We start from the raw sequence: 24,919 nt of genomic DNA, 5'->3' as shown, positions 1-24,919 counted from the left end.
AATCGGCCACACAGCTGCGGTCTTTATTTTATAAAAAATCATTCGCTGCGCAGGAAGGTGTGCAGCGCTTCCGGAATATATTTCTGCCAGAAACCCCACACATGCCGCCCTTCATGTTCGCCATAGTGAATACGGGCCCCTCTTTCCTCCAGGATCTGCTTCATCTCCCGGTTGATTTCCACGAAGTTATAGATGCCTCTGTCGGTTTGGTAATCGGTCTCCTGCAAACCTACAATCATATAGAGAGTCAGCCGCTTCAGATCGATTTCTTGGGCAGCTATGGACCGGGACTCAGGGTAATAAGCCCCCGAGAACGAAATAACCTGATGGAACAGCTCCGGATAAGCGAGCGCAATATGAAGGGACACCGTACCTCCGAGCGAGTCTCCCGCCAGAATCCGGTGCGAGGGCTCCTGGCGGGCAGGGTACTTGTCCTCGATAAAAGGAATCAGCTCCTCAGCGAAGAAAGCGACATATCCGTCATAAAGCTCACCATCGGGTGAATATTCCGCCGTGCGCTTCTGCTTGTCCACATCCACGCCGACAATGAGGAATGGCTCTACTCCCTCATCGAGAATGAGTTGGTTGGCAAGTGTGGCGATTCTGCCGAAATTGAAAAAGTCTTCGCCGTCCTGGCAATAGACGACCGGATAGGACAACAGCTCGTTATAACCCGGCGGCAGATAAACGCGCAGTTCCCGTGACCCCTCCGGCAGGTGTTGGCTGCTGACAACCTCTTTTACAATCGTTCTTTTTAAATAGCGTTGATCCGTCATAAATAAATAACTCCTCTCGAATTGCATGGATTGTCATCGTTGTGGGTAAACAAAAGGAAGTGAGATCCACGGAATAACGTTCAAGCTCCCTTAGTGCCGGAATGATCATTCGGGCTCTGTTTTTGATGATAGTGTACTATTCTGTACCAGTAGAAAATTCAATCTGTTACATATACAATGACATGAGTAAATAGTCCGAAACTTAGAAAAATAGAAGGTTTTATCTATTTTATACTTTGACCATCCAGCTTAAACAGGGTTATAATCATTCTATAACAGAGACTCACGGTTTATCAAATATTTAACTGAGGTGAACGATATGAGTAAGGTTCCTTATGAAGTTCAGACAGAACCGGTTCAACCGCTATCCGTATTATCGCCAGATGGTGAAATCGTTAATAAAGATTACCTGCCTGAGCTGTCCGACGATCAGCTGAAAGAAATTATGTACCGTATGGTATTCACTCGCACTTGGGATGAGCGTGCGGTTAATCTCGGCAGACAAGGCCGTCTGGGCTTCTATGCACCGGTATCCGGACAAGAGGCATCCATGATCGGCAGCGAATACGCCTTGAACAAAGAGGATTTTGTTTGCCCCGGCTATCGTGACATGCCGCAGATCGTATGGCATGGTTTGCCGCTTTATCAAGCTTTCCTGTATTCCCGCGGTCATCAGCACGGAGGTCAGATTCCGGAAGGCGTCAATGTGCTGATGCCCCAAATCATTATCGGCGCTCAAATTCTGCATGCCACCGGAGTTGCAATGGCATTCAAGAAACGCAATGAGAAGCGTGTTGCCATTACGTATACAGGCGATGGCGGTTCTTCGGAAGGCGATTTCTATGAAGGCATGAACTTTGCCGGCGTATTCAAGCTTCCGGTCATTTATGTCGTTCAGAACAACGGCTATGCGATCACGACACCATTTGAAAAACAAACTGCAGCGCACTCCATTGCCCACAAAGCATTGGCTGCCGGCATCAAAGGCGTTCAAGTAGACGGGATGGATGTTCTGGCTGTTTACAAAGCCGTATCAGAAGCAGCTGAACGCGGCCGCAATGGCGAAGGCGCGACATTGATCGAGCTGCTGACTTACCGTTACCGCCCGCATTCCATGGCTGATGATACGTCCAAATACCGCACCAAGGAAGAAGAGGGCGAATGGAGTCTGAAGGATCCGCTCGTACGCTTCGGTAAATACCTGGAGCAAAAAGGTCTGTGGTCGGAGGAAGAAACAGCCCGCGTCAAGGAAGAAGCCAAAGCTGCAGTCAACGAGAATATCAAAAAAGCCGAAGCTACGGAGAAAATGACTGTCAACGGCTTGATCGATTCGATGTTTGAAAACACTCCGCAGCATCTGGAAGAGCAAAAAGTGGATTTTTAATAAGGAATTGTAAATATAGAATTGCAAGAGTATCAGAGAAAAACTCAGCGTATGCTTCCGAAGTGAGTCTTTCTGCTCCACAAGGATGAATATGCGAGATGTATCACAGAAAAACTCAGCGTATGCTTCCGAAGTGAGTCTTTCTGCTCCACAAGGATGAATATGCGAGATGTATCACAGAAAAACTCTTAGGAGGAAACTTCAGCGATGGCGCAAATGAATATGAAAGAAGCGATTCGCGACGCGATGCGCGTCGAATTGAAAAATGATCCGAATGTGCTTGTATTCGGAGAGGATGTCGGGAAGGTCGGCGGCGTTTTCCGTGCGACGGAAGGCCTGCAGGGCGAATTCGGCGAAGACCGTGTATTCGATACCCCTCTTGCTGAATCCGCAATTGCCGGCATGGCGGTCGGGATGGGCATTCAAGGCTTTCGTCCGGTAGCGGAAATCCAGTTTGTCGGTTTTATCTATGAAGCGCTTGACCAAATGCTAGTCCAGGCGGCACGTATGCGTTACCGCTCTGGCGGCCGCTACAACGCGCCAATCGTATTCCGTACCCCTTTTGGCGGCGGCGTCAGCGCTGCTGAGCTGCACACCGACTCTCTGGAAGGCATTGCGATTCAAACGCCTGGCATTAAGGTTATTGTACCTTCCAACCCTTATGACGCTAAAGGCCTGCTGGTCTCGGCCATTCGCGACAATGATCCTGTATTCTTCATGGAGCATTTGAATCTGTACCATGCTTTCCGTCAAGATGTGCCTGAAGATGCATATACCGTTCCGATTGGCAAAGCCAACATCGTGCGCGAAGGCAGCGACGTGACCATTATCGCTTATGGAGCAATGGTTCATACAGCGGTTAAAGCAGCCGAGCAGCTGGAGAAGGATGGCGTTCAGGCGGAGGTTATCGATCTGAGAACCTTAATGCCGCTTGATATTGATACCATCGTGGCTTCGATTCAAAAAACCAACCGGGCTATCGTTGTTCAGGAAGCGCAAAAAACGTCCGGAGCCGCTGCGGAAATCATTGCCCAAATCAATGAAAAAGCGATTCTTCATTTGGAAGCCCCGGTCTTGCGTGTCGCCGGGCCGGATACGGTTTATCCTTTCGCACAAATTGAGAAGACGTGGCTTCCTACGCCTGAACGCATTATCAAGGCGGTTAACGACGTGAGAAACTTTTAATTGTCTTTATCCCATAATCCAGATTAAACAGACAAGCAGGTCGTGAAGACCTGGAAGGAGGTCACGGGACGTGGCGAAATTTGAGTATCGGTTCCCGGAGCTGGGCGAAGGGCTGCATGAAGGCGAAATCGTCAAGATGCATATTAAAGCCGGCGACACGGTAACAGACGAAGATATCATAATGGAAGTGCAGAACGATAAAGCAATCGTGGAGGTTCCTTGCCCGGTTAACGGCAAAGTGCTTGAAGTTCTCGTGAAGGACGGGCAAGTATGCCATGTCGGCGATGTCGTTGCAATCATTGATGCGGAAGGCGAGCTGCCTCATCAGGAAGAGCGGGAAACGGAAAGTCAGGATACCGCAGCTGCCAAAGACCCTGCGAAAACCGAGCTTCCGGACACGAGCGCTTCCGAGACTTCCAAGGACGCGGCTCCGGAAGCAGCAGAAGCTGCCAAATCAAGCGAGCCTGCCAAGCCGGCAAAAGCTGCAAACAGTCTCGTTCTGGCTACGCCAAGCGTACGTAAATTCGCACGTGAGAAGGGCGCTGCCATCGGTGATATTTCCGGCTCCGGCAAGAATGGCCGTATCACCCGTGAAGATGTTGAAGCTTTCGCGGCAGGCGGCGGGAAGCCGGCTGCAGGCCAGCAAGCTGGCGCGCAGGAAACAACAGCAGCTCAAGGGGCAGCGGCATCCAAGCCGCAAGCGGCAGCAGCCGTTCCGGCCGGGGATCGCATCGAAGAGCGCATTCCGTTTAGAGGCATCCGCAAAATCATTGCAGGAGCCATGGCCAAATCCGTCTATACAGCTCCGCATGTAACGTTGATGGATGAGGTTGATGTTACAGAGCTTGTCGCACTGCGTACGAAAGCTAAGCCGGTTGCAGAGAAGAAGGGCGTCAAGCTGACCTATCTTCCTTTCATCGTCAAGGCGCTTGTCGCTGCTTGCCGTCAGTTCCCGCAGCTGAATTCCATGCTGGACGAAGAAGCGCAGGAAATTGTCTTTAAGAAATATTATAATATCGGCATCGCGACGGATACGGACAACGGCCTTGTCGTACCTGTCATCCATGATGCTGACCGCAAGAACGTGTGGATGATCGCCGATGAGATCAAGGAACTCGCCGGTCGCGCCCGCGACGGCAAGCTTGCCGCTCAAGAGATGAAAGGCGGCACAATCTCCATTACCAACATTGGCTCTGCAGGCGGCATGTTCTTCACGCCGGTGATTAACTTCCCGGAAGTGGCCATTCTTGGCACAGGCCGCATTTCTGAAAAACCGGTTGTCAAAAACGGCGAAATCGTCGCGGCATCGGTTATGGCTCTATCACTCAGTTTTGATCATCGGCTCATTGACGGCGCGACAGCTCAGAATTTCTTGAATTACATCAAGCAGCTGCTCGCCGATCCCCAATTGCTTGTAATGGAGGTATAACCCATGGTAGTAGGTGACGCTTCACTAGATATTGATTTGTTAGTCGTCGGTGCAGGTCCTGGCGGTTACGTCGCGGCTATACGTGCCGCCCAGCTTGGACAAAACGTGCTTGTTGTGGATAAAGAATATGTGGGCGGCGTATGTCTGAACGTCGGATGTATTCCTTCCAAGGCACTGATCTCCGCATCCCATCAATACGATTCCATCGGTCATGCTTCGGAATTCGGGATTACCGCTTCGGACGTCAAAGTGGAATGGAGCAAAGTACAGGAATTCAAAAACAGTGTCGTCAAGAAATTAACCGGCGGCGTTGCTTCCTTGCTTAAAGCCAACAAAATCGAATATTTCAACGGCGAGGTTATGTTCATCAATGAAACAGAAGCCCGCGTGTTTAATGATAACGAAGCTCCGCGCTACCGTTTCAAGAACTGCATTATCGCGACTGGCTCCCGTCCTATCGAGCTCAAAGCATTCCCATACGGCGGACGTATCGTATCTTCGACCGGCGCCTTGTCTTTACCGGAAATTCCGAAAAGCCTCGTTGTAATCGGCGGCGGCTACATCGGAATCGAGCTCAGCCAAATGTATGCGCGTTTCGGAACGAAGGTAACGATTATCGAGGGTACCGAAACCATTCTGCCTGGCTTTGATACTGACATGTCTTCGCTTGTTGCGAAGAAATTGAAGGGTGCCAATGCGGAAATCGTAACGGGCGCTCAGGCCAAAGGCGCGGAACAAACCGACAAGGACATAACGGTTACGTACACCGTCGGCGGAGAAGAAAAGCAAGTAACGGCTGATTATCTGCTCGTTACGGTTGGACGCCGTCCAAACACGGATGGAGAGCTTGGCCTTGATTTGATCAACCTTAAAATGACCGACCGCGGTCTGATTGAGATTGACGAGCAGTGCCGCACCAGCATTCCGCACATCTATGCGATCGGCGATATCACTGCAGGACCGGCACTTGCCCACAAAGCCATGTATGAAGGCCGTGTTGCGGCTGAAGCGATCGCAGGACAAGCAAGCGCCGTTGATTACAAATGCATTCCGCTTGTTGTCTTCTCCGATCCTGAGCTTTCCAGCGTAGGATACACCGAGAAGGAAGCCAAAGAAAAAGGCCACAACGTGAAAGTCGGCAAATTCCCGTTCAACATCAATGGACGCGCATTGTCGCTCGGCGTGAAAGAAGGCTTTGTCAAAATCATTGCCGATGCGGACAACGAGCTTGTGCTCGGCGCGCAAATCGCCGGTGTGGAAGCTTCCAATATGATTGCTGAGCTTGGTCTTGCCATTGAAATGGGTGCAACGCTTGAAGATATCGCACTCACGATTCATGCGCATCCGACGCTGGGTGAAATTGTTCTCGACGCTGTCGAAGTGGCACTGGGACATCCGATTCATGCCATCGCGAGCAAGAAATAATATTCTTGAGCAGGTTTATAGCAAATAAAGAAGAGGTCACGAGCCGCTGCACGAGCGCGTGGCCTCTTTTGTTCAACTTATAGAAATGTTTAATGTTTTATATCGTTAAATTTCTATGATTTATTGAGGATAAATTTAGTTGTATTACAAAATATGGATGCTGTCGTTTCTTCATGATACGCTGCATATATTTCAATTGGAAGTATCGCACTCGGCCGTCTCGTACGGCTTGAGCCATTTTCTGATCGAAACTATTGGAACAATCCTATTCAGGAGGCGGCCTTATGAGTGAAGCAAGCAAGCTGTCAAGTGAATCAAGGTCGACAATGATGCAGTTGATTTTTCCATCGGATACGAATTATCACGGCACCATGTTCGGCGGCAAGGTCATGGAGTATATGGACAAAATCGCAGCTATTACAAGTATGCGCCATGCCCGCAAGCCGGTCGTCACCGCTTCAACGGACAGCCTTGATTTTGTAGCGCCGATCCGGGTCGGGGAAGTGATCGAAGTCGAGGCATTCATAACCTGGACGCATAAAAGCTCGATGGAGGTTTTCGTGAAGGTCCAGACGGAGAATGTGTACACGGGCGAGCGGAAAACGGCAGTCACCGCATTTTTCTCTTTTGTTGCTCTGGATGAGACCGGAAAACCAACCGGAGTGCCGGTTGTCATACCGGAGACGGATGAAGAAAAGGCGCTGCATGCTTCTGCTCCCGGGCGTTACGAACTTAGGATGCAGAGAAAACGGGAAAGACAGAACCCTCAATAAATGCTAAAATAGAAGGATGACACAAATGCAGAAGGGGGATAAATCTGCTTTGAGAGCTTATTTGGATTTATTGCAGGATGTACTGGATCACGGAACGGTGAAGGAAGACCGGACCGGAACGGGAACGACATCGGTGTTCGGCCGGCAGATCCGATTCGATTTAAATAAAGGGTTTCCGCTCGTGACAACGAAGCGCATGCATGTGAAATCCATTATTCATGAGCTGCTGTGGTTTCTGAAGGGCGAGACGAATGTCCGCTATTTGCAGGAGAATGGCGTCCGTATCTGGAATGAATGGGCGGATGAGAATGGTGATCTTGGTCCCGTGTATGGCTCGCAGTGGCGTGCCTGGGAAACGCCGGACGGCCGGAAAATTGATCAAATTGCCCAGGTGGTGGAATCCATCAAGCGTAATCCCGATTCACGCCGGCATATTGTCAGTGCATGGAATGTAGCGGAGATCGAGCATATGAAGCTGCCGCCCTGCCATTTTGTCTTTCAGTTTTATGTGGCTGACGGCAAGCTCTCCTGCATGCTGACCATGCGCTCCTCGGATACATTCCTCGGGCTGCCTTTTAATATTGCACAATACGCGCTGTTAACGCACATGATCGCACAGCAATGTGATTTGGGCGTAGGGGATTTTATATATTCCGGCGGCGATGTTCACATATACAGCAATCACATCGAGCAGGTTAAGCTGCAGTTGACCCGTGAGCCGCTGCCCCTGCCGCAGTTGATTATCAAACGCAAGCCGGATTCGATATTCGATTACACGTATGAGGATTTTGAAATTGCGAATTATCAGCACCATCCGACAATCAAAGCGGAAGTTGCCATATAGGAAGGAGCGGCTTGAATCAGTATGTCTATTACGATGATCGCCGCCATGGCGCATAACCGGGTAATTGGCATCGGCAATGCGATGCCTTGGCGCCTGCCTGCCGAGAGCGCTCATTTTAGGCGTTCCACGACAGGAAGAACCGTATTGATGGGGCGCAAGACCTTTGAATCGCTGGGCAGCAGGCCCCTCAAGGACCGGCTTAATGTTATACTCACACGAAGCAGCGGTTTTTCGCATGACGGCTGTGAGGTTGTTCATACCGCTCAGGAAGCTATGACACGCTACAATGCAAATTCCGTTGAGGAGCTTGTGATCATGGGCGGCGCAGAAGTGTACAACTTGTTTCTGCCATATGCGGACAAGCTGCTTCTCACTGAAGTGGACGCTGAGGTTGAGGGAGATGCTTATTTTCCGGCCATTAATGAGGGTGAATGGGAATTGACGGGCAGTGAGCCGTTTCAGAGGGATGATAAGAATGCCTATGATTTCTGCATCCGCACCTATATCCGAAAAACGCCGCGTTCCTGATATCCTGCTTTCGTTATATGACGAACATTCTGTCATTTAGTGCAAATGATTGTACGGAAAATCCATTTAACGTATGGGTGCCAATTGCTACGATATGATAAATAAGTCCCATCTGAATGGGGAAGTTTGATATTGAATGTTGACTGAAATCCCGATATATTTTTAGGATAAGAGTGAATAAATATTCGCAGCTGCGTTACTTAAGGCATCTGCTTTCATTCTGATATTCAATACGGTATAAGAGAGGATATCCGGATACGTTCCTGTATGCCTGGCTTATATTTTCAGGGGGAAGAGATCCGGGCATGCCTTGAAGAAGCCTGCCGGTTCTTCTTACTGCAAGGGGATAAAGAGATGGAGGATAAGCGATATGTCTACACCTACTGGATTTATGGATTACAAGCGCGAGCTGCCTGCAGATCGCGATCCGCTGGAGCGCATCAAGGATTGGGAAGAATTTCATAAGCACTTCAATGAAGATCAGCTTCGTACGCAGGGTGCGCGCTGCATGGATTGCGGCACTCCGTACTGTCATACGGGCATTGAGCTCCCGGGCGGCGCTTCAGGCTGTCCTGTAAATAATCTCATCCCCGAGTGGAACAATCTGATCTACCGCGGTTTGTGGCGTGAAGCGCTCGACCGTTTGCATAAAACAAATAATTTTCCGGAGTTCACGGGGCGTGTATGTCCTGCCCCTTGCGAAGGTTCCTGTACAGTAGGGCTGATTGGCGATGCAGTAACCATCAAGTCCATTGAGCAAGCCATCATCGATAAAGGCTTCGAGGAAGGCTGGGTTGTTCCTCAACCTCCCAAAGTGCGCACCTCGAAGAAAATTGCTGTGGTTGGTTCGGGTCCGGCCGGAATGGCATGCGCAGCCCAATTGAATAAAGCGGGTCACACGGTAACCGTGTATGAGCGTGCCGATCGGATTGGCGGATTGCTTGTATATGGCATTCCGACGATGAAGCTGGACAAAGGTGTCGTTCAACGCCGGGTGGATCTGCTCGAAGCGGAAGGTGTCCAGTTCGTTACGAATACTGAAATCGGTACCGATATTTCCTCCCAGCAGCTCATGGACGAATTTGATGCCGTTGTATTGTGCGGCGGCGCTACAAAAGCCCGTGAGGTTGACATTGAAGGCCGTCACTTGAAAGGCATTCATAAAGCCATGGATTATTTGAACGGTACGATCAAAAGCTATCTGGACTCCAATTTGGAGGATGGCAACTACGTTTCCGCCAAAGGCAAGAATGTTATTGTGATCGGCGGCGGCGATACAGGAACAGACTGCGTGGCAACGGCGCTTCGCCATGGCTGCAAGTCCATCACTCAATTCGGTACCGTATCCAAAGCGCCGCTTGAGCGTGATCCTGTGAAAAATCCTTGGCCGCAATTTCCGAATGTGTATACGCTCGATTATGCACAGGAAGAAGCGCGTGCATTGTTTGGCAAGGATCCGCGTGCATTCTCCGTCCTGACCACGAAATTCGTAGGCGACGAGTACGGGAATGTGAAGGAGCTGCACACCGTCCAGATCGAACGTACTGTCGATGAGTCCGGACGCCGGATTTACAAGGAAATTCCCGGCACCGAGCAAGTATGGCCGGCTGATCTGGTAATGATCGCAGTCGGTTTCGAAGGACCGGAAACAACGATTATTGAACAATTGGGTCTTGCACAGGACCGCCGCTCCAATGTCAAAGCAGCTTACGGCGATTACAGCACTAGTGTTGACAAAGTATTCGCTGCCGGCGATATGCGTCGCGGACAAAGTCTGGTCGTCTGGGCGATCAATGAAGGCCGCGAGGCTGCCCGTGAGGTTGACCGTTACCTGATGGGGACAACAATGCTGCCATAAGCAGCTGCGGCTATTAATAATGTTTTACCGATAAGAGCGCCTTCGGGCGCTTTTATTTAAATATAAGAAAGTATACAATTTGACCTCTACTTTTGCTTATATTTCTGAGGGAAGAAACTTGTTGTGCCGTCAAAGGAAGGCGAACCCGTTTCTTCTTGACCTAATAGAATTTATAAGTTTCATGCCTATAAATTTCTATAAGGTTTGAGGGAAGAAACTAACTTTGCCGCCAAAGGACGACGAAGCCGTTTCTTCTTACGATATCGGAAAGAATTCGATTTTCTTGGAATGGAGAGTGGGAAACGATGATTCAATATGGGTCGGAACGGGTGACGCAGCTGCAAATTCTGGCGTTTGAGCCGCGTATTGAACGGCGTGACGAGCAGTGGGTCGATATCGAGCTCGGTCTTGTGTTATCCCCGGCAACACCGTGTCCGGAGGAAATCATGCAGCTGACTGCGCTGGTCATCTGCACAACGAATGGCACAATTGTACAAATCGTGCCTCTGGATGAGGGCTGTGATTGTGAATTCCAGTTTACAATCGATGAGAAGGAGCAAATACAAGCCTATATCGAACAAGAGGACGTGCAGAAAGCGATATTGGAATCCGCCGCCCCCAAGTAAAGGAAAGTTGTGGTAAAATCGAGAGACCAATAAGCCAAGCATGGGGGAATGATGATGTCATCCAATGCGGCAAGTGTGCTTACGAAGTCAGAGATATCGAGTATTCGCCATTATGTACAGCATAAATACGCGGATTTGCCGACTGAGCGCCGGGCGGAAATCGTAGCAGATGCAATGCAGCGTATTGTCATGCGCCAGCTTCCGGATTTTGCCGAAGAAATCAAGCTGAAGCTGACAGCGGAGCTGCTTCTTCAAGTAGTAGCCAGGCAGCAGAGGCCTGTAGGGCCGGAGCATGTCTTTCAAAGCTGTCTGGCCTTGAATCTTGAGGACAGGGCGGTGTATGAACCGCTGCATATATGGACCCAGCAAAGGTTGGCATGCTCACTGCCGCTTGAGCCGTTCTACAAGCTGTTGATCACGGCTGCGCAGGCGACAGAAGCCGCTGCAGGAGAGGAAGCTTCGGCTTGGTCGCTTTTTGCCAATCAAGCTCTGCTCCTTCAGGAGCGGAGTCCCTCGACCAGACTGGAGCAAGAGCTTGCAGGAGATATTGTCCATCTGCCTGCGGCTGTGAAGCCGCCCAGGGTCAAATCGATGCTCTACGCTCTTCTGTCGGCGCTTCTGGTCATGTCCAGCCTGATTTATGGGGGAATCCTGCTGCAGCCGGCTGCAGCGCCGGACAAGCAGCAGCAGAAAGCAGACATACAGCCGGCAAGATCCGTGGAAGTTCCGGCAAGCAATAGTTTGCCCGCTGAACTGCTCTATACGGAAGTGAATGAGAGCCGATTGAAACAATATCTGCACAACAAATCTTCTCTGCTTGCGGAGCAGCCCTATTATGATGCCATTATGTCGGCAGCCAGGGAGAATAACATTCATCCGCTGCTGCTTTTTGCGATTACCGGACAGGAGCAGGCTTTTGTGCCGACTACCCATAAACAGGCGAAAAAAATAGCGAACAATCCGTTTAATGTTTTTTACAGCTGGCAGGATTATAATACGACCATCGAGCAATCCACCGCGATTGCTGTGCGGACCATACTGCGCATCAGCAAGGACAGGCCGGAGAAAGAGGATGCGATAACCTGGATTAACCGTGAATATGCCGAAGATCCCAATTGGTCCAAAGGGGTCCGCAGTATCATGCAGGCCATGATACGTTATGTAGAGATCGACCATTAAGCAGCAAAGAGGGGATTAGTTGAAGACATTAATCATTGCGGAGAAGCCTGATATGGGACGCACGATTGCGGCTGTTATCGAGCCAAAAGCGCAAAATAAACGATCCTATCTGGAAGGCGAGCGTTATATCATAACGTGGGCGATCGGACATCTGGTCAGTCTTGCGGAGCCGGATCAATACGATCCCAAATATAAAAAATGGAACGAGGCGGATCTGCCGATTATTCCCGACCGCTTCAAGCTTTGGCCCAATCCCAAAACCAGGGATCAGCTGAAAACGATCGGCGAGCTCGCCAAGCGCAGCGACCGGCTGGTTAATGCCTGCGACGCCGGGCGTGAAGGGCAGCTCATTTTCCATTTAATCCGGCAGTATTTGAAAATGTCGCAGCCCACGGAGCGGTTGTGGATTTCGGATTTGACGCCGGAGACGATCCGGCGCGGCTTTGATTCGCTTCGGAATGATCAGGATTACGATCCGCTCACGCGGGCAGCACGGGCGCGCAGCGAGGCTGACTGGCTGGTGGGCATGAATGCCTCGCGGGCTTTTACAATCCGCCACAAAACCCTTCTGTCGGTGGGACGCGTCCAAACGCCTGTGTTGGCGCTTCTCTACGATCGCCACAAGGAAATAACCGCGTTTAATAGTGAAACCTATTTTGTGGTTCAGGCGAGCTTCAGCCAGACGGACTTCAGCTACAAAGGACTCTGGCAGGGCGACCGGATTACAAACAAGGAAAAAGCCGAGCTGCTGGCAGCCAAGGTGAGCGGTAAACCGGCGCGGATTGTCAGCTATGAGACGAATGAAACCAAGGAGTATCCTTACCGCTTGTATGATTTGACGCTGCTGCAGCGCGAAGCGAACGGGAGATACGGATACCCGGCGAAGAAAACGCTGGATATCGCCCAGGCGCTGTACGAGAAACATAAGGTGATTACATATCCCCGGACCAGCTCCAATTATGTTACGGAAGAGAATATCCCGGTCATGGGCAATGTCCTTCAGATGCTCAAACAAACTGCTTACGGGCAGCTTGCGCAGGGAGCGGACCGCAGCCGTGTCCACAAAGGAAACAAAGCCGTGTGTAACCCTGCTAAGGTAGAGGATCACCATGCCATACTGCCAACACCCAAACGCCCGGGGACGCTCAGTACGGAAGAGCAGAATATTTACGATCTCATCGTACGCCGTTTCCTGTCGCACTATTATCCGCCGGCCGTCTACAACAATCATGAGGTGATGACGGAAGTCGAAGAGGAGCTGTTTCGCACCCGCGCGAAGGAACAGCTGGACCCGGGATGGCGAGTCGTACTGGGCCAGGATGACAGCGGCGCTCCCAAAGAAAAAAGCCGCAAGAAAAAGTCGGATGAGCCGACAGAGGAGCAGGAGGACGAGCTCGTTCTCACGGATCGTCCTTTCGGGGTGAAAGCGGATGCTCCGGTCTATTGTGACGAGGCTGCTGCGCTGGAGAAGGCGACAAAGCCTCCAAAGCCATATACGGAAGGTACGCTGCTCAAAGCCATGGAAAGCGCAGGCAAATCGATTGAGGATGAAGAGCTTCGCGATGCGATGAAGCAAATCGGTCTGGGCACGCCAGCTACCCGCGCAGCAACGATTGAACGGCTGAAATATGTTGGCTACATCGTAACGGCGGGCAAAAGGCTGGATATTACCACTAAGGGCTGTGCAGCGATTGAGCTCATACGCGGAGCCGGCGTGGAGCTGCTGGCTTCGCCGGAAATGACGGGACGCTGGGAGCAGCGTCTGCACCAGATTTCCAAGGGTGAAGCCTCAGATGAACAGTTCATGCAGAAGGTGAAGGAGTTTGCCGAGATGATCGTCGGCAAGGTGAGGCATCAGCCGCAAGCAGCGTCCAGTCTGTTTGGAGATGCTGAAGGCAGCTCGGGCGGCGCCAAGGGGAAAGGGCGGACAACCAAACGTTATGCTTCCAGCGGAAAGCCAGCATCCGCTGCCGCAGAAGGAAGCGCAAGAGCTGCTGCCTCACGTACCAGGCAATCCGTAGCCAAGACCGCATCCAAGGCTGTATCCAAGGCCAAAGAGAAGCCGGCTGCTGGCTCGTCGGCAACTCCTGCGGTGATAGCCGATTGTCCGCGCCCTGGCTGCGGCGGACAGCTTGTGGAGGGTAAACGAGGCTATGGCTGTCTGCGGTTCCGGGAAGGCTGCACCTTCGTTATCTGGAAGCAGCAGCAGGGCAGAGCGGTCACGGCAGCGATGGCCAAGGCGCTGGCAGCCAAAGGTGAAACGCGCAAGATAACAAGCAAAGCCAAGGATGGCACGACGAATTCAGGAAAATGGATATTAACAGATCAAAGTAAAGGCACGATTGAGTTTGTGCTTTCCTGATCATGCGGTAGAGCTTCATTAAAAATAGGCTTGTCTCCTGGCATGAACAATTCCGCTCATGTGGAGGCAAGCCTATTCAGGTCAAGGTAGCGGATCAGCCGTGTCCCGCTCCCTTCAGAGATTAACGGCGCTTTCCTGCTGCCGTATATAGCCATGGATCTTATCCGGCACATCACATAGCTGATGAAGGGTGAAGAATGCGCCCTTCGGTTCAACATCAATCCCGACGACATTATAGATCCACTCCGATTCACTTTTCATATGAATGGCATGAATACCGGACGTAAGGGCTGGAATAACATCGGTCCGCAGCGAATTTCCGATCATCCATGTGGAGCTGCGTTCAAAGCCGCCTTCGCTTAAGATGCCTTCCATCGCGTCAATGTTCTTATGCGAACGGACATAGATGCGGGTGTCAAAATAACGCTGCAGCTGCATTTGTTGAATTTTGCGCTGCTGAATCAGCATCTCGCCGCCAGTGTACAGATGCAGCTCATGACCATTGGAAGCGAGAGTATCCAGTGTTTCTTCCATAAATGGATAAGGCTCCACTTCGAGCTCGTAGACGCTTCGGCCCAGCTTCCACAGCTGATCTTCTTCTATAACGGAACGAGCCCTTCCCGTCTGTTCCATGAAATAACGGTAGGTATCAATAAAGGATTGGGGAAAATGCTCGCTCATGAAGCCAACGGCATGGACGCCGGCAATATCGATTTCCGTTTGCTTGCTCCGAATGGTTTCACTCGGGATACCATAGCCGCGAAACCAGGTTGACATAAAATCGGCAAACTGGTCAATGACAAGATAAAAATACCGGTTGCAATGGATCAGCGTGTCATCAAGATCAAATAAGAGTTGTTGCTTCATCAAAGGCACGGCTCCTTCTCCATATGATTCGGCTGTAAAACCAATCTACCGCATATATGGATTCGCCGTCAAATTGAATATTATTGTAAACCGTTACAGATACTTATCCTAGCGCGGGCTGTAAATGACATGAATTAGCGGGGTTAAATGGCATCAGGCGAATTTCTGCAGTTTGGCGCTCAGATCCTGTCTGATGTAAGCAAGCCGCTTGCGGACATAAAAGTCATAGCTCTCACCCTTGAGTTCCCGGGGCGTGATCACCTCCTCTGCGGTATTATCAATAATGGTGAGAGAGCCATTAGAGTAAAATTTGAAGGTCAAATCGCGATAAGGACGGTACCTCTCAATAAATCGATAATTTTCACAGTTGTTCATGATGATCAGCCTCCTTGGGAAAATAGGATATTAGAACATGTGTTCTTGTTTTGATTATACCAAACATTTGTTCGGATGGAAACTATTTTTTGTTTCCCGTAAACTAGATTGATAGACTTGTAATCGCTAACTTGGAAAAGGAGCGCCATTCATGATAAGAGTATCTCAATTGACGAAGCAAATACCAGGCGGCCCGCAGGTTCTGACGGGTATCAGCTTTGAAATTCAGCCCGGCGAATTCGTAGCGGTCAAGGGGGCGAGCGGCAGCGGAAAATCCATGCTGCTGAAGTGTTTGGCTCTGCGCGAGAAATGGACAAGCGGATCGTATTTCGTTGACGGCGTCAATATTTTTGAAAAGGGTTTTACGGGAACGATGAAGGTGCGCCGGGAAATGGCATATATGGAGGAGAAGCCCACGCTGCATCCGAATCGTTCGGCGCTGAAGAATGTGCTGATCGGATCCGCTTATCAAACGCCTGTCTGGCGCAGAGTTACCGGAATGGTCCGCAATGACGATTATATGGGAGCCATGGATATGATCGAGAAGGTGGGACTGCTTGAGAAAGCGCAGCAGAAGGGGGAGAAGCTGAGCGGAGGAGAGAAGCAGCGTATTGCCATCGCAAGGGCATTGGTTCACGGTGCCCAAACGCTGCTTGCCGACGAGCCGGTATCCGGCCTTGATCCCCACGCGGCGGAACAGGTTCTGTCGGACTTGAAGAGGATGTGCAAAATTCAGGGGATTTCTGTTATTGCGGTCATGCATCAGGGTGACTGGGCTGAACGGTTCGCAGACCGGATTCTGGGTCTAAGTGGCGGAGAGCTGGTACTGGACGTTAAAGGGAGAAGATTGACCGAACGGGAAAAAATGCTCATATGAGCAAAGCGGTGAATGATCTTCCAATCCGGCCGATCCGGGTACCCGAGCTTGAGGCCGCCCATCGGCTGGAGCTTTCCTGTTATCCGGCGGAGGCTGCTGCCACCAGCGAAGCGTTTGCTTACCGGCAGCTTCATTTTCCCCATTATTTCCTGTCGGCATGGGATGGAGCTGTGCTGATCGGCTTGGCCTGCGGCGTACGCACCTCTGCTGACGATTGCGGAGGAGACCATGTGAAAGGGGAGCAAGGCGCGGAGGAGAGTGGGATGCACCTGTGCATCTTGTCCGTTGCCGTCGATCCCGGAAGCCGGCGCGGAGGAATTGGCAGCGCTTTGATGAATGCGCTTATCCGGCAGGCGGAAGCGGACAGGCTGGAAAGCATCATTTTGATGTGCGAGGCCGGTTTGATTGGATTTTATGAGCGTTTGGGGTTTGAATATGCGGGGATTTCTTCCTCGCGGCACGGCGGCATCGAGTGGCATGAGATGAAGCGGAATTTGCGGAACTAAAGCTCATTTCTGCTGAAGGAAAGTGGAACTAGCAAGGGAACCGGATAAAGCGCATATAATGGAACATCAACCCGAATAGGCAGGTGTCCATATGGCATTTCAGTTTCCGGCAGTCATCCATGCGTCCCGCGTTACTTTTCCCAAAGCGGAATTGTGGGTCCCCGTCGTCAGCGGCGTTCAGCATGCGGCCGCGCGCAACACCATGAACGAATCCATACGGCACGCTGTAAGGGCGCTGGTGGCGGAGCAGGGGTCACTAGAGGATCCCCGTGCGGAGATGATGGGTTATTTTGAAATCAAAACGAATGAAAAAAACGTGCTCAGCCTGTCTCTGTTCAATTATGCGTTTACAGGCGGCGCGCACGGCTTGACGCTGCAGCAATCGCTTACCTTTGACACGGTGTCCGGAAGATCCTATTCGCTCGCCGATTTGTTCAAGCCGGGGAGTTCTTATATCAAGCGCTTATCAGACCTGATCAAAGTACAAATCGCCGAACGGCAGATCGAAACCCTGGAGCCGTTCCAATCCATTCGCTTCGATCAGCCATTTTATATTGCCGACCGTGCGCTTGTGATTTATTTTTCACTTTTTGAACTGACGCCTTATGCCTTTGGATTTCCTTACTTTCCGATATCCGTTTTCGATTTGACGGACATTATTAGTCCCACCGGGCCGCTTGCTTCTATGGACGTAAATGATTGATTCCAATCATTTTCTCGGGTTTGCAGGATTTGGTGCAATAAATGTCGAAAATAAATCAGGAGAAACGCTTACACGAGGAGTTCTACGATGATTTATTTGATTTTATTGCTGCCCGTAGCTGCAGCCATTATTGCTTTTTGCATTCGGAGATGGAATAAGAAAAAGATTCGCCCCATCTTTGAGCCGGTCCGGATCGGAACGGATAATCCGCCCGCGTTCGGATCGCTGTTCGATTCCGGGGACACCGCGGCCGAGCTTGATATGCCGCCGCCAAAGCCGGGCACACTCCCCTACAGCATTCTCATTGTTGATGATCAATCGGCAATCAGACGGCTGCTGAGGGAGTTGTTTGAGCTTGAAGGATTGACGGTATACGAAGCGCCTCATGGCAGGACTGCCATTGAGCAGGTGGAGCAGAATCCCATTGATTTTATATTGCTCGATTTGAAAATGCCAGACATGGACGGAATCGAGGCTTTGCTGGAAATCCGCAAATTCAGGCCGACAATCAAAGTGGCCATGATAACGGCTTACGGCGATCCTGATAAAATTGATATGGCCAAGCAGCTCGGCGTCCTTGCTTTCTTCACAAAGCCCTTTGATATTGAACTTGTGAAGCGCTTTGTCATGTCAGAGATGCAGGTATCTTCCGATTCCGGATTCGAAGGGATCGGAAGCTAAGAAACCTAAAAACGCCGTTGAATACGTGAACTAAAGTTGTAGTAAAGGAGCACATTATCATATCTATAAAGCTTTTTAATATAAAGTGTCACATTTTATGAAAGAAGGCATCTCAACTACTGTTGAGATGCCTTCTTTGTGAAGGAGGTAGACCTGAAGACGGCGTAGGGGTTGTTTTGGATTTGGGAATATTTACTTCAATGGAACAAGTATCTGTGGATTTATAATTAACCCTATTGCAAATTTAACACAGTTTGAGAGGAACGTTAACAACCGCCCACCGGCTGCAAGGAATTGCTGACGACCGGCGCCTGCCGGATCTGCCCGTCAGTCTCAAGTATTCTCAGGATCGTGGAAGCGAGATCAGCCCGCGATAAGTAGATCGTCACCTCGTCGCGTCCTGGATAGCCGACCTTGACAGCACCACCGCCTGGGCGGTCGTTCAACACCGGGATACGAACCAGCGTCCAATCCAGGTCCGAGGCGCGAATGATTTCGGCCGCTCTCCGCACGGCCAAAATATTTTCAAAACGATGACTTTCCACGAACGAAACCAACATGGACAGTTCCACATCAGGGAGATCGTTCGGATCGGAAACGCTGCACGCGGACGCTGCGACTAAGCGACGAATGCCGTGCTGTTTCATCGCCGTAATGATCCGTTTGGTTCCTTCGCTGACGGCACCGACCAACTCCGCCACAGCGTCGGCACCATTGATCGCGCGCCCGATCGCCTCGTCTTGTTCCAATGTGCCGACCACCACGGATAGACGCTCATGCCGAATCTCGAACCGCTCGGGCGTTCGGACGTAAGCCGTGACATTGTGGCTTCGTTCCAACGCATAAAGTGTTAGCAGCTGACCTGTTTTTCCCGATGCTCCAAAAATCGTTAATTTCAACTGAATTCCTCCTATAGACAGTTATTTTATGGTCCGCTGCTGACAGCGGGAGCTTTACATATAAATCTCGTGTCGAAAAGCTGTTTGTACATGAAAGCAGCCAGGTCCGCTCTCGTCAGCATCATGCCGACCGTTCCATGACCGTAATAGCCGGCCTTCGAAAAGGTGCCGGTTTTGTCAGTCAAAATCGGAACTCTCGCCAATGTCCAATCCAGGTCGGAGGAGCGAATAAGCTCCGCCGCCCTCCGGACTTCCCTCAAGTTGCGAGGAATAATCGTGCTGACCATCGCAAGAAGCAGCAAGCGCCCCAATTGGAAGCGATCCATCGGGTCCCGCACGCTCAGAGCAGAAGCGGCGATCAGCCTTTGCACGCGGTGTTTTTTCATCGCGGCAATGATGTTCACCGTCCCTTCACTGACGGCTCCCATTAATTCGATGACCACATCCGCTCCTTCGACAGCGCGTTCGATCCGTTCGCGATCCGCGACCGTCCCTTCGATGACGGTGAGTCGCTCGTGGCTTAGACCGATGTTGTCCGGCCGCCTCGCGAAGACGACGACGTCGTGCCCTCCTTGCAAAGACATTTTCATGACTAAGTGTCCCGTCCGGCCAGACGCACCGAATATCGCAATTTTCATCCGTTGCCCTCCATTCCTGTTGACTAAACGACATCTGTCAATTAGCATCATAAACAACAACCCTTGCTCAATGCCATGCGCAAAAACGCCGATTTGTAGGCTAAGCGACATTTTCACCAAATTGGCGATTACGTATTGCACCGGAGCAGACAGGGAGGGAGCGATGCAAGATGATGTCTTACGTAAACAAAGACGACCCACGCGCCAAAAAAACGCGAAGGTCGCTGCGGAACGCACTGATCGAGCTACTGTCCGAGAAAGAGTTTTCTTCGATTACGATTCAACATATTACCGATCGGGCCGAACTGAATCGGGCAACGTTTTACGGCCATTTTCAGGATAAATTCGAGCTGCTCGACGAGACGCTGGGTGGGCTGCTGGAGGAAGCGATTCGTCGGAGCATTCCCGACGATCCGGGCGAGGACGGCTCCGCTCTCGTGCGAAGCCTTATGCTGGCTGTATGTGACTGGCATTTGGAGACAACTCGGCAGCTGAATCGCAAGCTGACGTTGTCCGCTTCTATCGAAACAAACGCCAAGAAGAAGCTTTATGAGATTGTTCGGGAATGTATGCAGCACCTTGAATCGCCGGGCAGCCAGCATTCACGGAAGCCGGAGATCAAGGCTGCGATGATCAGTTGGTCTGTCTTTGGCATCGTCTTGCAATGGAGTGAACAAGCCCGAAGTGAGCCGGCGGAGATATTGGTAGAACAGGCACTCCCCCTCATCATGGCCGGGGTCAGGACGCCGTGAAGCGCAGCATGCTTAAAACAAAACTGTCCGTTATCGTAATAAAGCAATTATTCGCGAAAAATCCAACCTGGAAGCGAAACAAAAAGAACGGCTGATTTTCAGCCGTTCTTTGGCGAAGTTGATCTCGAAAAAAAGCATTCCCGAAAAAAATCATGTCACATCATAAAAATATCGAGTGATAAACGGAATCATTGTCCTGCGGAAGTCGTTTAATAAAATAGTGATACCGGCGTTTTTATGTTGGTTCTAAAGGGAAGGGCTGACTCAGGGCTTGAAGGCGGCATGAGCCGTTTATTCATGTGTGAATTGAGCGTTTAATCGATCCCGGTGGCTGGGCCAAGCGGAGACGAACGGTCTTTGCGGTGCTGATTTGATTGCTGTCCTCATACAGTCAAGTATGGGGGTGAAGCTTTGTTACCTATGATTCTCGGGCTTTTGTTGTTCGTCGCTGTGTGCGGAGCAGCCTTAGTTATCGGCATATTGGCGCAGCGAGGCTTGTCCGATCCGCTGCATCAGGCCTTTAATCGCCAAACCGGTTATGTCCGTTTTATGCAGGATAAGCATGAGCTTAACCAAATCGGCTATGCCCAGCAATTAACGCGGCGCTTGAGCGGATTTGCGGTATTTGGGATTTCCTTCTCCACGCTTTCCGTTATCGGGGGGGCTATTTTTCTGCTTGGCCCTGCTGTTGCGGCCGGCGGACCGGCAGTGGTCGGTTTCGGCTATCCGATCCTCGCTTTGTTCGGTATCGCAACGGCATGCTCGATGGCTTTCTTTGCATCGAAAGTCCCGACAGCCGGAGGCTGTTATCACTGGGCCAAAGCGGCGGGCGGCAAACGGCTTGGCCTTGCTGCGGGCTGGCTGCATTTGGCGGGCAATTTGCTTATGACGGTCACCATGAATGTGATATGCGCCCAATGGATAAGCCGGATGGTTGAGGCGAGATTCGGTTATGAGGCTTCCACAGCGTTGATTTGCGGGATATTGATTCTCCTGATCCTCTCGCAGGCCATTGCGGGGCTGGGGAGAATCGGAGTGCTCAGCGGTATATTCAGAGCGGCTGCCTGGCTGCAGGTGCTTTGTGTGCTGGCTGTTCTGGCGGGACTGGTTGCCCTTGCCTGGCCGAGTGCTTATCCGCTTGAGATGCTCTATGGATTCCTGCCGGTCGCGCCTTCTGAGGCAGCGGCTGTATCCGGACATGAGCCTGTTCTTGTTCTGGGCATGCTGCTGCTGCAGCGGTTGTTTCTGGGTGCCGACTCTGCGGCCCAGACTGCCGAAGAGACCCATGATCCACGGGCCAGCGTGCCTTGGGCGATATTTTTGTCAGTCGTCTATACGTTTATATTCGGTTTTGTGTTATTTTCGATGATGCTGCTTCAGTTCCCGGGCGGGACCTCCGATTTCCCGGGCTATAACGGGTTGGGGCACTGGGTGGTGACTATGCTGGCCGGAAACTGGGGATGGGCTATAAATACGATCGTGGTCCTTGCCATCGCACTTGCCGGATGGGGGAGCGGGCTGGGCTCGATGACGGCTTCCGTGCGCAGCTTGTTCGCAATGTCCCGTGACGGTGCTCCGCTTCCATGGGGCAGGAAACTGGCTGAAGTCTCCGAACGTTTCCGCTCGCCTGTGGCAGCTGTTATTGCCGTCGCAGCAGCGGTACTCGGACTCTCTCTTGGGATTGGCCTGACAGAGGGTGCTTCATTGGGAAATGAAACGCTTATTCAGCTTGTCGGCTCAAGCCTCATTGCCCTGCACCTGTCTTATGCCATCCCAATCGCGCTCAAATTACACGCCAAGCGCTGGAGCAAATCGCAAGCCCTTCATCAATCATGGCAGCCCGGCCGTCTCGGCCTCTTCCTCGACAGGGTCTCCGTAATATGGCTGATCTCGTCAGCAGGCATTGCCTTATATTATATGAATGGTTTTGTTCTGATCCTGCTGCTCGCCGGTGCGGCGCTTCTGATCGCAGGCGTGGAGGCTGCCCACCGAAGATCCCATACCTTGGAGGCTGTCCAGGCAAAAGGACATTTCCGGTTTAACCGGAGAACAATAGAGGAAATAATCCGAATAGAAAGAAAATTCCCGCAGCAATAATTTCCCGGAAATGAATCTTCATTTCCCGGGGAAGCGCACAAAACAACACAATGAGATCGCATTCGACACCTGGTCATATTGTCCTAGATTGCTGATAATTCAAAGGAAATTGTTGTTATTAGCATAGTTTATTATTAATGCCATGAATCAAACGGGATTGCCTTCCGGTTCTTCTTCATCTTATAATTTTGTATACAAAGTTAGATAGATGGAGGGATACCATGTCTGTGATAGGCCAGCTTTTGTCGCTTAACATTGCACTGCCGGTTGCTGTGCTGCACGGATCGAGGGAAGTCGAGACCGGGATTTTCAAGAAGCCTTCAAGCAGACCTCTTTATCTCGCCAAAACCGGACTGGACGGAGACGGCCAGGCGGACCTCATCAATCACGGGGGCGAGGATAAGGCGGTCTGCGTCTATTCCAGCGTGCATTATCCCTATTGGGCTTTGGAATGGGGCAAAGATGCCGAGGCAGGGGCATTTGGCGAAAACTTCACGGTGTCCCGGATAACGGAGCAGTCGATAGGCATTGGCGATATTGTCCGCGTAGGGGAGGCGGTCGTTCAGGTCAACCAGCCGCGCCAGCCCTGCTTCAAGCTTGGGATCAAGCATGGGCTGCCGAAGCTGCCGCTTCAGGTGCAGCAGACAGGCTATTCCGGCTTTTACTTTCGCGTGCTGCAGGAGGGTATTGTCGCCGCAGGCGACGAGCTGGTCCTGACAAGCCGCCATCCCGCCGGGGTCACCATTGCGGAAGCGAACCGGATCATGTATCTCGACAAGAAGGATGCAGCCGGAATGCGAAGGCTGCTGGCGCTGGAGGAATTGTCAGGCAGCTGGCGGGAAACGATTGGCAGCAGGCTGGCGGCGCTCGAAGCTGCCCAGGATTGAACGGAGGATTCACGGTAATGGGTAAGGAGCACGAAGCTGCAATTGCGGAACTTCTTGATCAATATAAATTTCCGGCGCACTGGCGTGCCGTTCTGGAAGAAAGCGGAATGAATAACACAACCCGCATGGTATATGCGGGAGCGGACAAATATGTTATGCGGATCTATGATAATCACCGCGATCCCGATATTGTTCGTCTTGAGCATCATGTGCTTCATGAGCTGCAATCGGCAGAGCTGCCGTATCTTGTGCCGCGGCCGGTGCCGAATGAGCGTCTTGAGACCGTGACCATGACAGAGGAAGGCAAGCTGGGAGCCCTTTATCATTATATTGAGGGCGAGCGTCCCACTGTTCATAACAACCACCATGTGGAAGAGCTTGGGCGTGCAGCCGGATTGCTCATTCTGGCTCTCAGGCAATCGGCAATCGCGGAGAGGCCGCTGTATAAACCGTATTACGAATTTGAAGAAACCCACGGTGCGCTGACGGATGAAAATATAATTGTCCTGGCGGAGCGCTCGCCTGTTCTGAGAGGCTTTGCCGGAGAACTGGAAACGCTGGCCGGGCTCAGACGGCGCTTGAGGGAGATGAGGCCTTTGTTCTCCGGGCTGCCGCAGCAGTGGATTCACGGCGATATCGGCTTTACAAATGCATTGGCCCGTAATGAATCGATTACGGGACTGCTTGACTTTGAATTTTGCACAAAAGATGCTGCCGCAATGGAGCTGGCCGTTGTGCTGGCTGATTTTCCGGATGACGCGGAAGACCTGGCAATGGAGAGAATGCGGCTGTTTTGCCGCGGCTTCGGCTCGGCCGTGCGGTTATCCGAGCTGGAGCTTGAAGCTCTGCCAGAGCTGATCAAGCTGAGAATGATGGATGTGTATCTTCATTTTGCCGGGCGCTATGCCGAAGGTCTTGATTCTCCCGAGATTTGGGAGCGGCAAATTGCCCGTGCCGCTTTTGTTTGCGAGTGGATCGACCGCCGCCAAGACAAGCTTGACCGCTTGTTCGCGGAGTGTCTTCAGCAGCAGGTTCGATAAAATTTTCACCAAGCAGCCTGGTTTCTTATTCGCGAAGGGCATCTTTTGCGAATGAACAACCTGGCTGCTGCCATATAGATAGATATGGCCCATATTCTGCCCTGCCGTTCTGCTGCGCCGTAAGTCCACGCACCCTGGAGAATGCGTACTCAAAGCTTGGAAGACCGAATCCGTTTAATGTGACTATTTTGTGAAAAGACACTATTCGTCCATAACCTCTAGTGATAT

At 51.4% G+C, this 24,919-nt stretch carries 24 protein-coding genes; 19 read left to right on the top strand and 5 right to left on the bottom strand.

Going from position 1 to position 24,919, the window contains the following annotated elements; all coding sequences use genetic code 11:
• Window positions 1-38: 38 nt before the first annotated feature.
• On the bottom strand, window positions 39-776 hold the full coding sequence (locus tag AC0YOA_RS14360) for an alpha/beta hydrolase (RefSeq protein WP_475787158.1): 738 nt from the start codon (window positions 774-776) through the stop codon (window positions 39-41).
• A 319-nt stretch (window positions 777-1,095) separates the two neighbouring features.
• Between AC0YOA_RS14360 and pdhA the strand changes: the two genes are divergently transcribed.
• From pdhA to AC0YOA_RS14305, 11 genes are all read left to right on the top strand, one after another.
• Complete coding sequence (pdhA, locus tag AC0YOA_RS14355) at window positions 1,096-2,160, top strand: pyruvate dehydrogenase (acetyl-transferring) E1 component subunit alpha (RefSeq protein WP_210040595.1); 1,065 nt, start codon at window positions 1,096-1,098, stop codon at window positions 2,158-2,160.
• 207 nt (window positions 2,161-2,367) lie between these two features.
• Window positions 2,368-3,345, top strand: a complete 978-nt coding sequence (locus AC0YOA_RS14350; RefSeq protein ID WP_475770566.1) for an alpha-ketoacid dehydrogenase subunit beta — start codon at window positions 2,368-2,370, stop codon at window positions 3,343-3,345.
• A 70-nt stretch (window positions 3,346-3,415) separates the two neighbouring features.
• On the top strand, window positions 3,416-4,774 hold the full coding sequence (locus AC0YOA_RS14345) for a dihydrolipoamide acetyltransferase family protein (protein ID WP_475787157.1): 1,359 nt from the start codon (window positions 3,416-3,418) through the stop codon (window positions 4,772-4,774).
• A 3-nt stretch (window positions 4,775-4,777) separates the two neighbouring features.
• Window positions 4,778-6,199, top strand: a complete 1,422-nt coding sequence (gene lpdA / locus AC0YOA_RS14340; protein WP_475787156.1) for a dihydrolipoyl dehydrogenase — start codon at window positions 4,778-4,780, stop codon at window positions 6,197-6,199.
• 284 nt (window positions 6,200-6,483) lie between these two features.
• Entirely contained in the window at window positions 6,484-6,972 is a 489-nt protein-coding gene (locus AC0YOA_RS14335) for an acyl-CoA thioesterase (RefSeq protein ID WP_475787155.1), read from the top strand.
• Window positions 6,973-7,021: 49 nt separating this feature from the next.
• The gene (thyA, locus tag AC0YOA_RS14330; protein WP_475770562.1) at window positions 7,022-7,816 is read left to right on the top strand and encodes a thymidylate synthase; all 795 of its coding nucleotides are present in this window, start codon (window positions 7,022-7,024) and stop codon (window positions 7,814-7,816) included.
• A 21-nt stretch (window positions 7,817-7,837) separates the two neighbouring features.
• Window positions 7,838-8,344 (top strand): dihydrofolate reductase, encoded by a 507-nt coding sequence (locus AC0YOA_RS14325; protein ID WP_475787154.1) that lies wholly within the window; start codon window positions 7,838-7,840, stop codon window positions 8,342-8,344.
• A gap of 370 nt (window positions 8,345-8,714) precedes the next feature.
• Window positions 8,715-10,202 (top strand): glutamate synthase subunit beta, encoded by a 1,488-nt coding sequence (locus tag AC0YOA_RS14320; RefSeq protein ID WP_475787153.1) that lies wholly within the window; start codon window positions 8,715-8,717, stop codon window positions 10,200-10,202.
• A 305-nt stretch (window positions 10,203-10,507) separates the two neighbouring features.
• Window positions 10,508-10,828, top strand: coding sequence for a hypothetical protein (locus AC0YOA_RS14315; RefSeq protein ID WP_475787152.1), 321 nt, complete (start codon window positions 10,508-10,510; stop codon window positions 10,826-10,828).
• A gap of 48 nt (window positions 10,829-10,876) precedes the next feature.
• On the top strand, window positions 10,877-12,007 hold the full coding sequence (locus AC0YOA_RS14310) for a hypothetical protein (protein WP_475787151.1): 1,131 nt from the start codon (window positions 10,877-10,879) through the stop codon (window positions 12,005-12,007).
• A 19-nt stretch (window positions 12,008-12,026) separates the two neighbouring features.
• Window positions 12,027-14,369, top strand: a complete 2,343-nt coding sequence (locus tag AC0YOA_RS14305; RefSeq protein ID WP_475787150.1) for a DNA topoisomerase 3 — start codon at window positions 12,027-12,029, stop codon at window positions 14,367-14,369.
• Between the two features lie 114 nt (window positions 14,370-14,483).
• Here the strand turns inward: AC0YOA_RS14305 and AC0YOA_RS14300 are convergent, their stop codons facing one another.
• Both AC0YOA_RS14300 and AC0YOA_RS14295 read right to left on the bottom strand, forming a co-directional pair.
• Window positions 14,484-15,236 carry an HAD family hydrolase gene (locus AC0YOA_RS14300; RefSeq protein ID WP_475787149.1) on the bottom strand — a complete coding sequence of 251 codons (753 nt, stop codon included), beginning with the start codon at window positions 15,234-15,236 and terminating at the stop codon, window positions 14,484-14,486.
• Window positions 15,237-15,389: 153 nt separating this feature from the next.
• Window positions 15,390-15,611 (bottom strand): hypothetical protein, encoded by a 222-nt coding sequence (locus AC0YOA_RS14295; protein ID WP_210040619.1) that lies wholly within the window; start codon window positions 15,609-15,611, stop codon window positions 15,390-15,392.
• A gap of 151 nt (window positions 15,612-15,762) precedes the next feature.
• Here AC0YOA_RS14295 and AC0YOA_RS14290 point away from each other — a divergent pair, with 151 nt between their 5' ends.
• The 4 genes from AC0YOA_RS14290 to AC0YOA_RS14275 all read left to right on the top strand — a co-directional run bounded on the left by AC0YOA_RS14290 (window position 15,763) and on the right by AC0YOA_RS14275 (window position 18,378).
• Window positions 15,763-16,488, top strand: coding sequence for a phosphonate ABC transporter ATP-binding protein (locus AC0YOA_RS14290; protein WP_475787148.1), 726 nt, complete (start codon window positions 15,763-15,765; stop codon window positions 16,486-16,488).
• A complete protein-coding gene (locus AC0YOA_RS14285; protein WP_475787147.1) occupies window positions 16,485-16,994 on the top strand; it encodes a GNAT family N-acetyltransferase in 510 nt (169 codons plus the stop codon). Before AC0YOA_RS14290 ends, AC0YOA_RS14285 begins: the two co-directional genes overlap by 4 nt.
• Window positions 16,995-17,085: 91 nt before the next feature.
• Window positions 17,086-17,697: a DUF3298 and DUF4163 domain-containing protein gene (locus AC0YOA_RS14280; RefSeq protein WP_475787146.1), complete on the top strand. Its 612-nt coding sequence runs from the start codon at window positions 17,086-17,088 to the stop codon at window positions 17,695-17,697.
• Window positions 17,698-17,784: 87 nt separating this feature from the next.
• Window positions 17,785-18,378, top strand: coding sequence for a response regulator (locus AC0YOA_RS14275; protein WP_475787145.1), 594 nt, complete (start codon window positions 17,785-17,787; stop codon window positions 18,376-18,378).
• A gap of 266 nt (window positions 18,379-18,644) precedes the next feature.
• Here AC0YOA_RS14275 and AC0YOA_RS14270 read toward each other — a convergent pair whose 3' ends face one another.
• Both AC0YOA_RS14270 and AC0YOA_RS14265 read right to left on the bottom strand, forming a co-directional pair.
• Window positions 18,645-19,277 (bottom strand): NAD(P)-dependent oxidoreductase, encoded by a 633-nt coding sequence (locus tag AC0YOA_RS14270; protein WP_475787144.1) that lies wholly within the window; start codon window positions 19,275-19,277, stop codon window positions 18,645-18,647.
• A gap of 26 nt (window positions 19,278-19,303) precedes the next feature.
• Window positions 19,304-19,915, bottom strand: coding sequence for an NAD(P)-dependent oxidoreductase (locus AC0YOA_RS14265; protein WP_475787143.1), 612 nt, complete (start codon window positions 19,913-19,915; stop codon window positions 19,304-19,306).
• Window positions 19,916-20,085: 170 nt separating this feature from the next.
• On the opposite strand from AC0YOA_RS14265, the gene AC0YOA_RS14260 reads away from it, so the two are divergent.
• The 4 genes from AC0YOA_RS14260 (at window position 20,086) to AC0YOA_RS14245 (ending at window position 24,691) form a co-directional block, all read left to right on the top strand.
• Window positions 20,086-20,667: a TetR/AcrR family transcriptional regulator gene (locus AC0YOA_RS14260; RefSeq protein WP_475787142.1), complete on the top strand. Its 582-nt coding sequence runs from the start codon at window positions 20,086-20,088 to the stop codon at window positions 20,665-20,667.
• A 420-nt stretch (window positions 20,668-21,087) separates the two neighbouring features.
• Complete coding sequence (locus AC0YOA_RS14255; RefSeq protein WP_475787392.1) at window positions 21,088-22,764, top strand: amino acid permease; 1,677 nt, start codon at window positions 21,088-21,090, stop codon at window positions 22,762-22,764.
• A gap of 221 nt (window positions 22,765-22,985) precedes the next feature.
• Entirely contained in the window at window positions 22,986-23,651 is a 666-nt protein-coding gene (locus AC0YOA_RS14250) for an MOSC domain-containing protein (protein WP_475787141.1), read from the top strand.
• 17 nt (window positions 23,652-23,668) lie between these two features.
• Window positions 23,669-24,691, top strand: coding sequence for a phosphotransferase (locus AC0YOA_RS14245; protein WP_475787140.1), 1,023 nt, complete (start codon window positions 23,669-23,671; stop codon window positions 24,689-24,691).
• Window positions 24,692-24,919 lie beyond the last annotated feature (228 nt).

Source organism: Paenibacillus sp. JT22N12 (genome assembly GCF_056269365.1).
The sequence above is the reverse complement of the archived record's forward strand: the minus strand, read 5'-3'. Positions and strand labels throughout refer to the sequence as shown.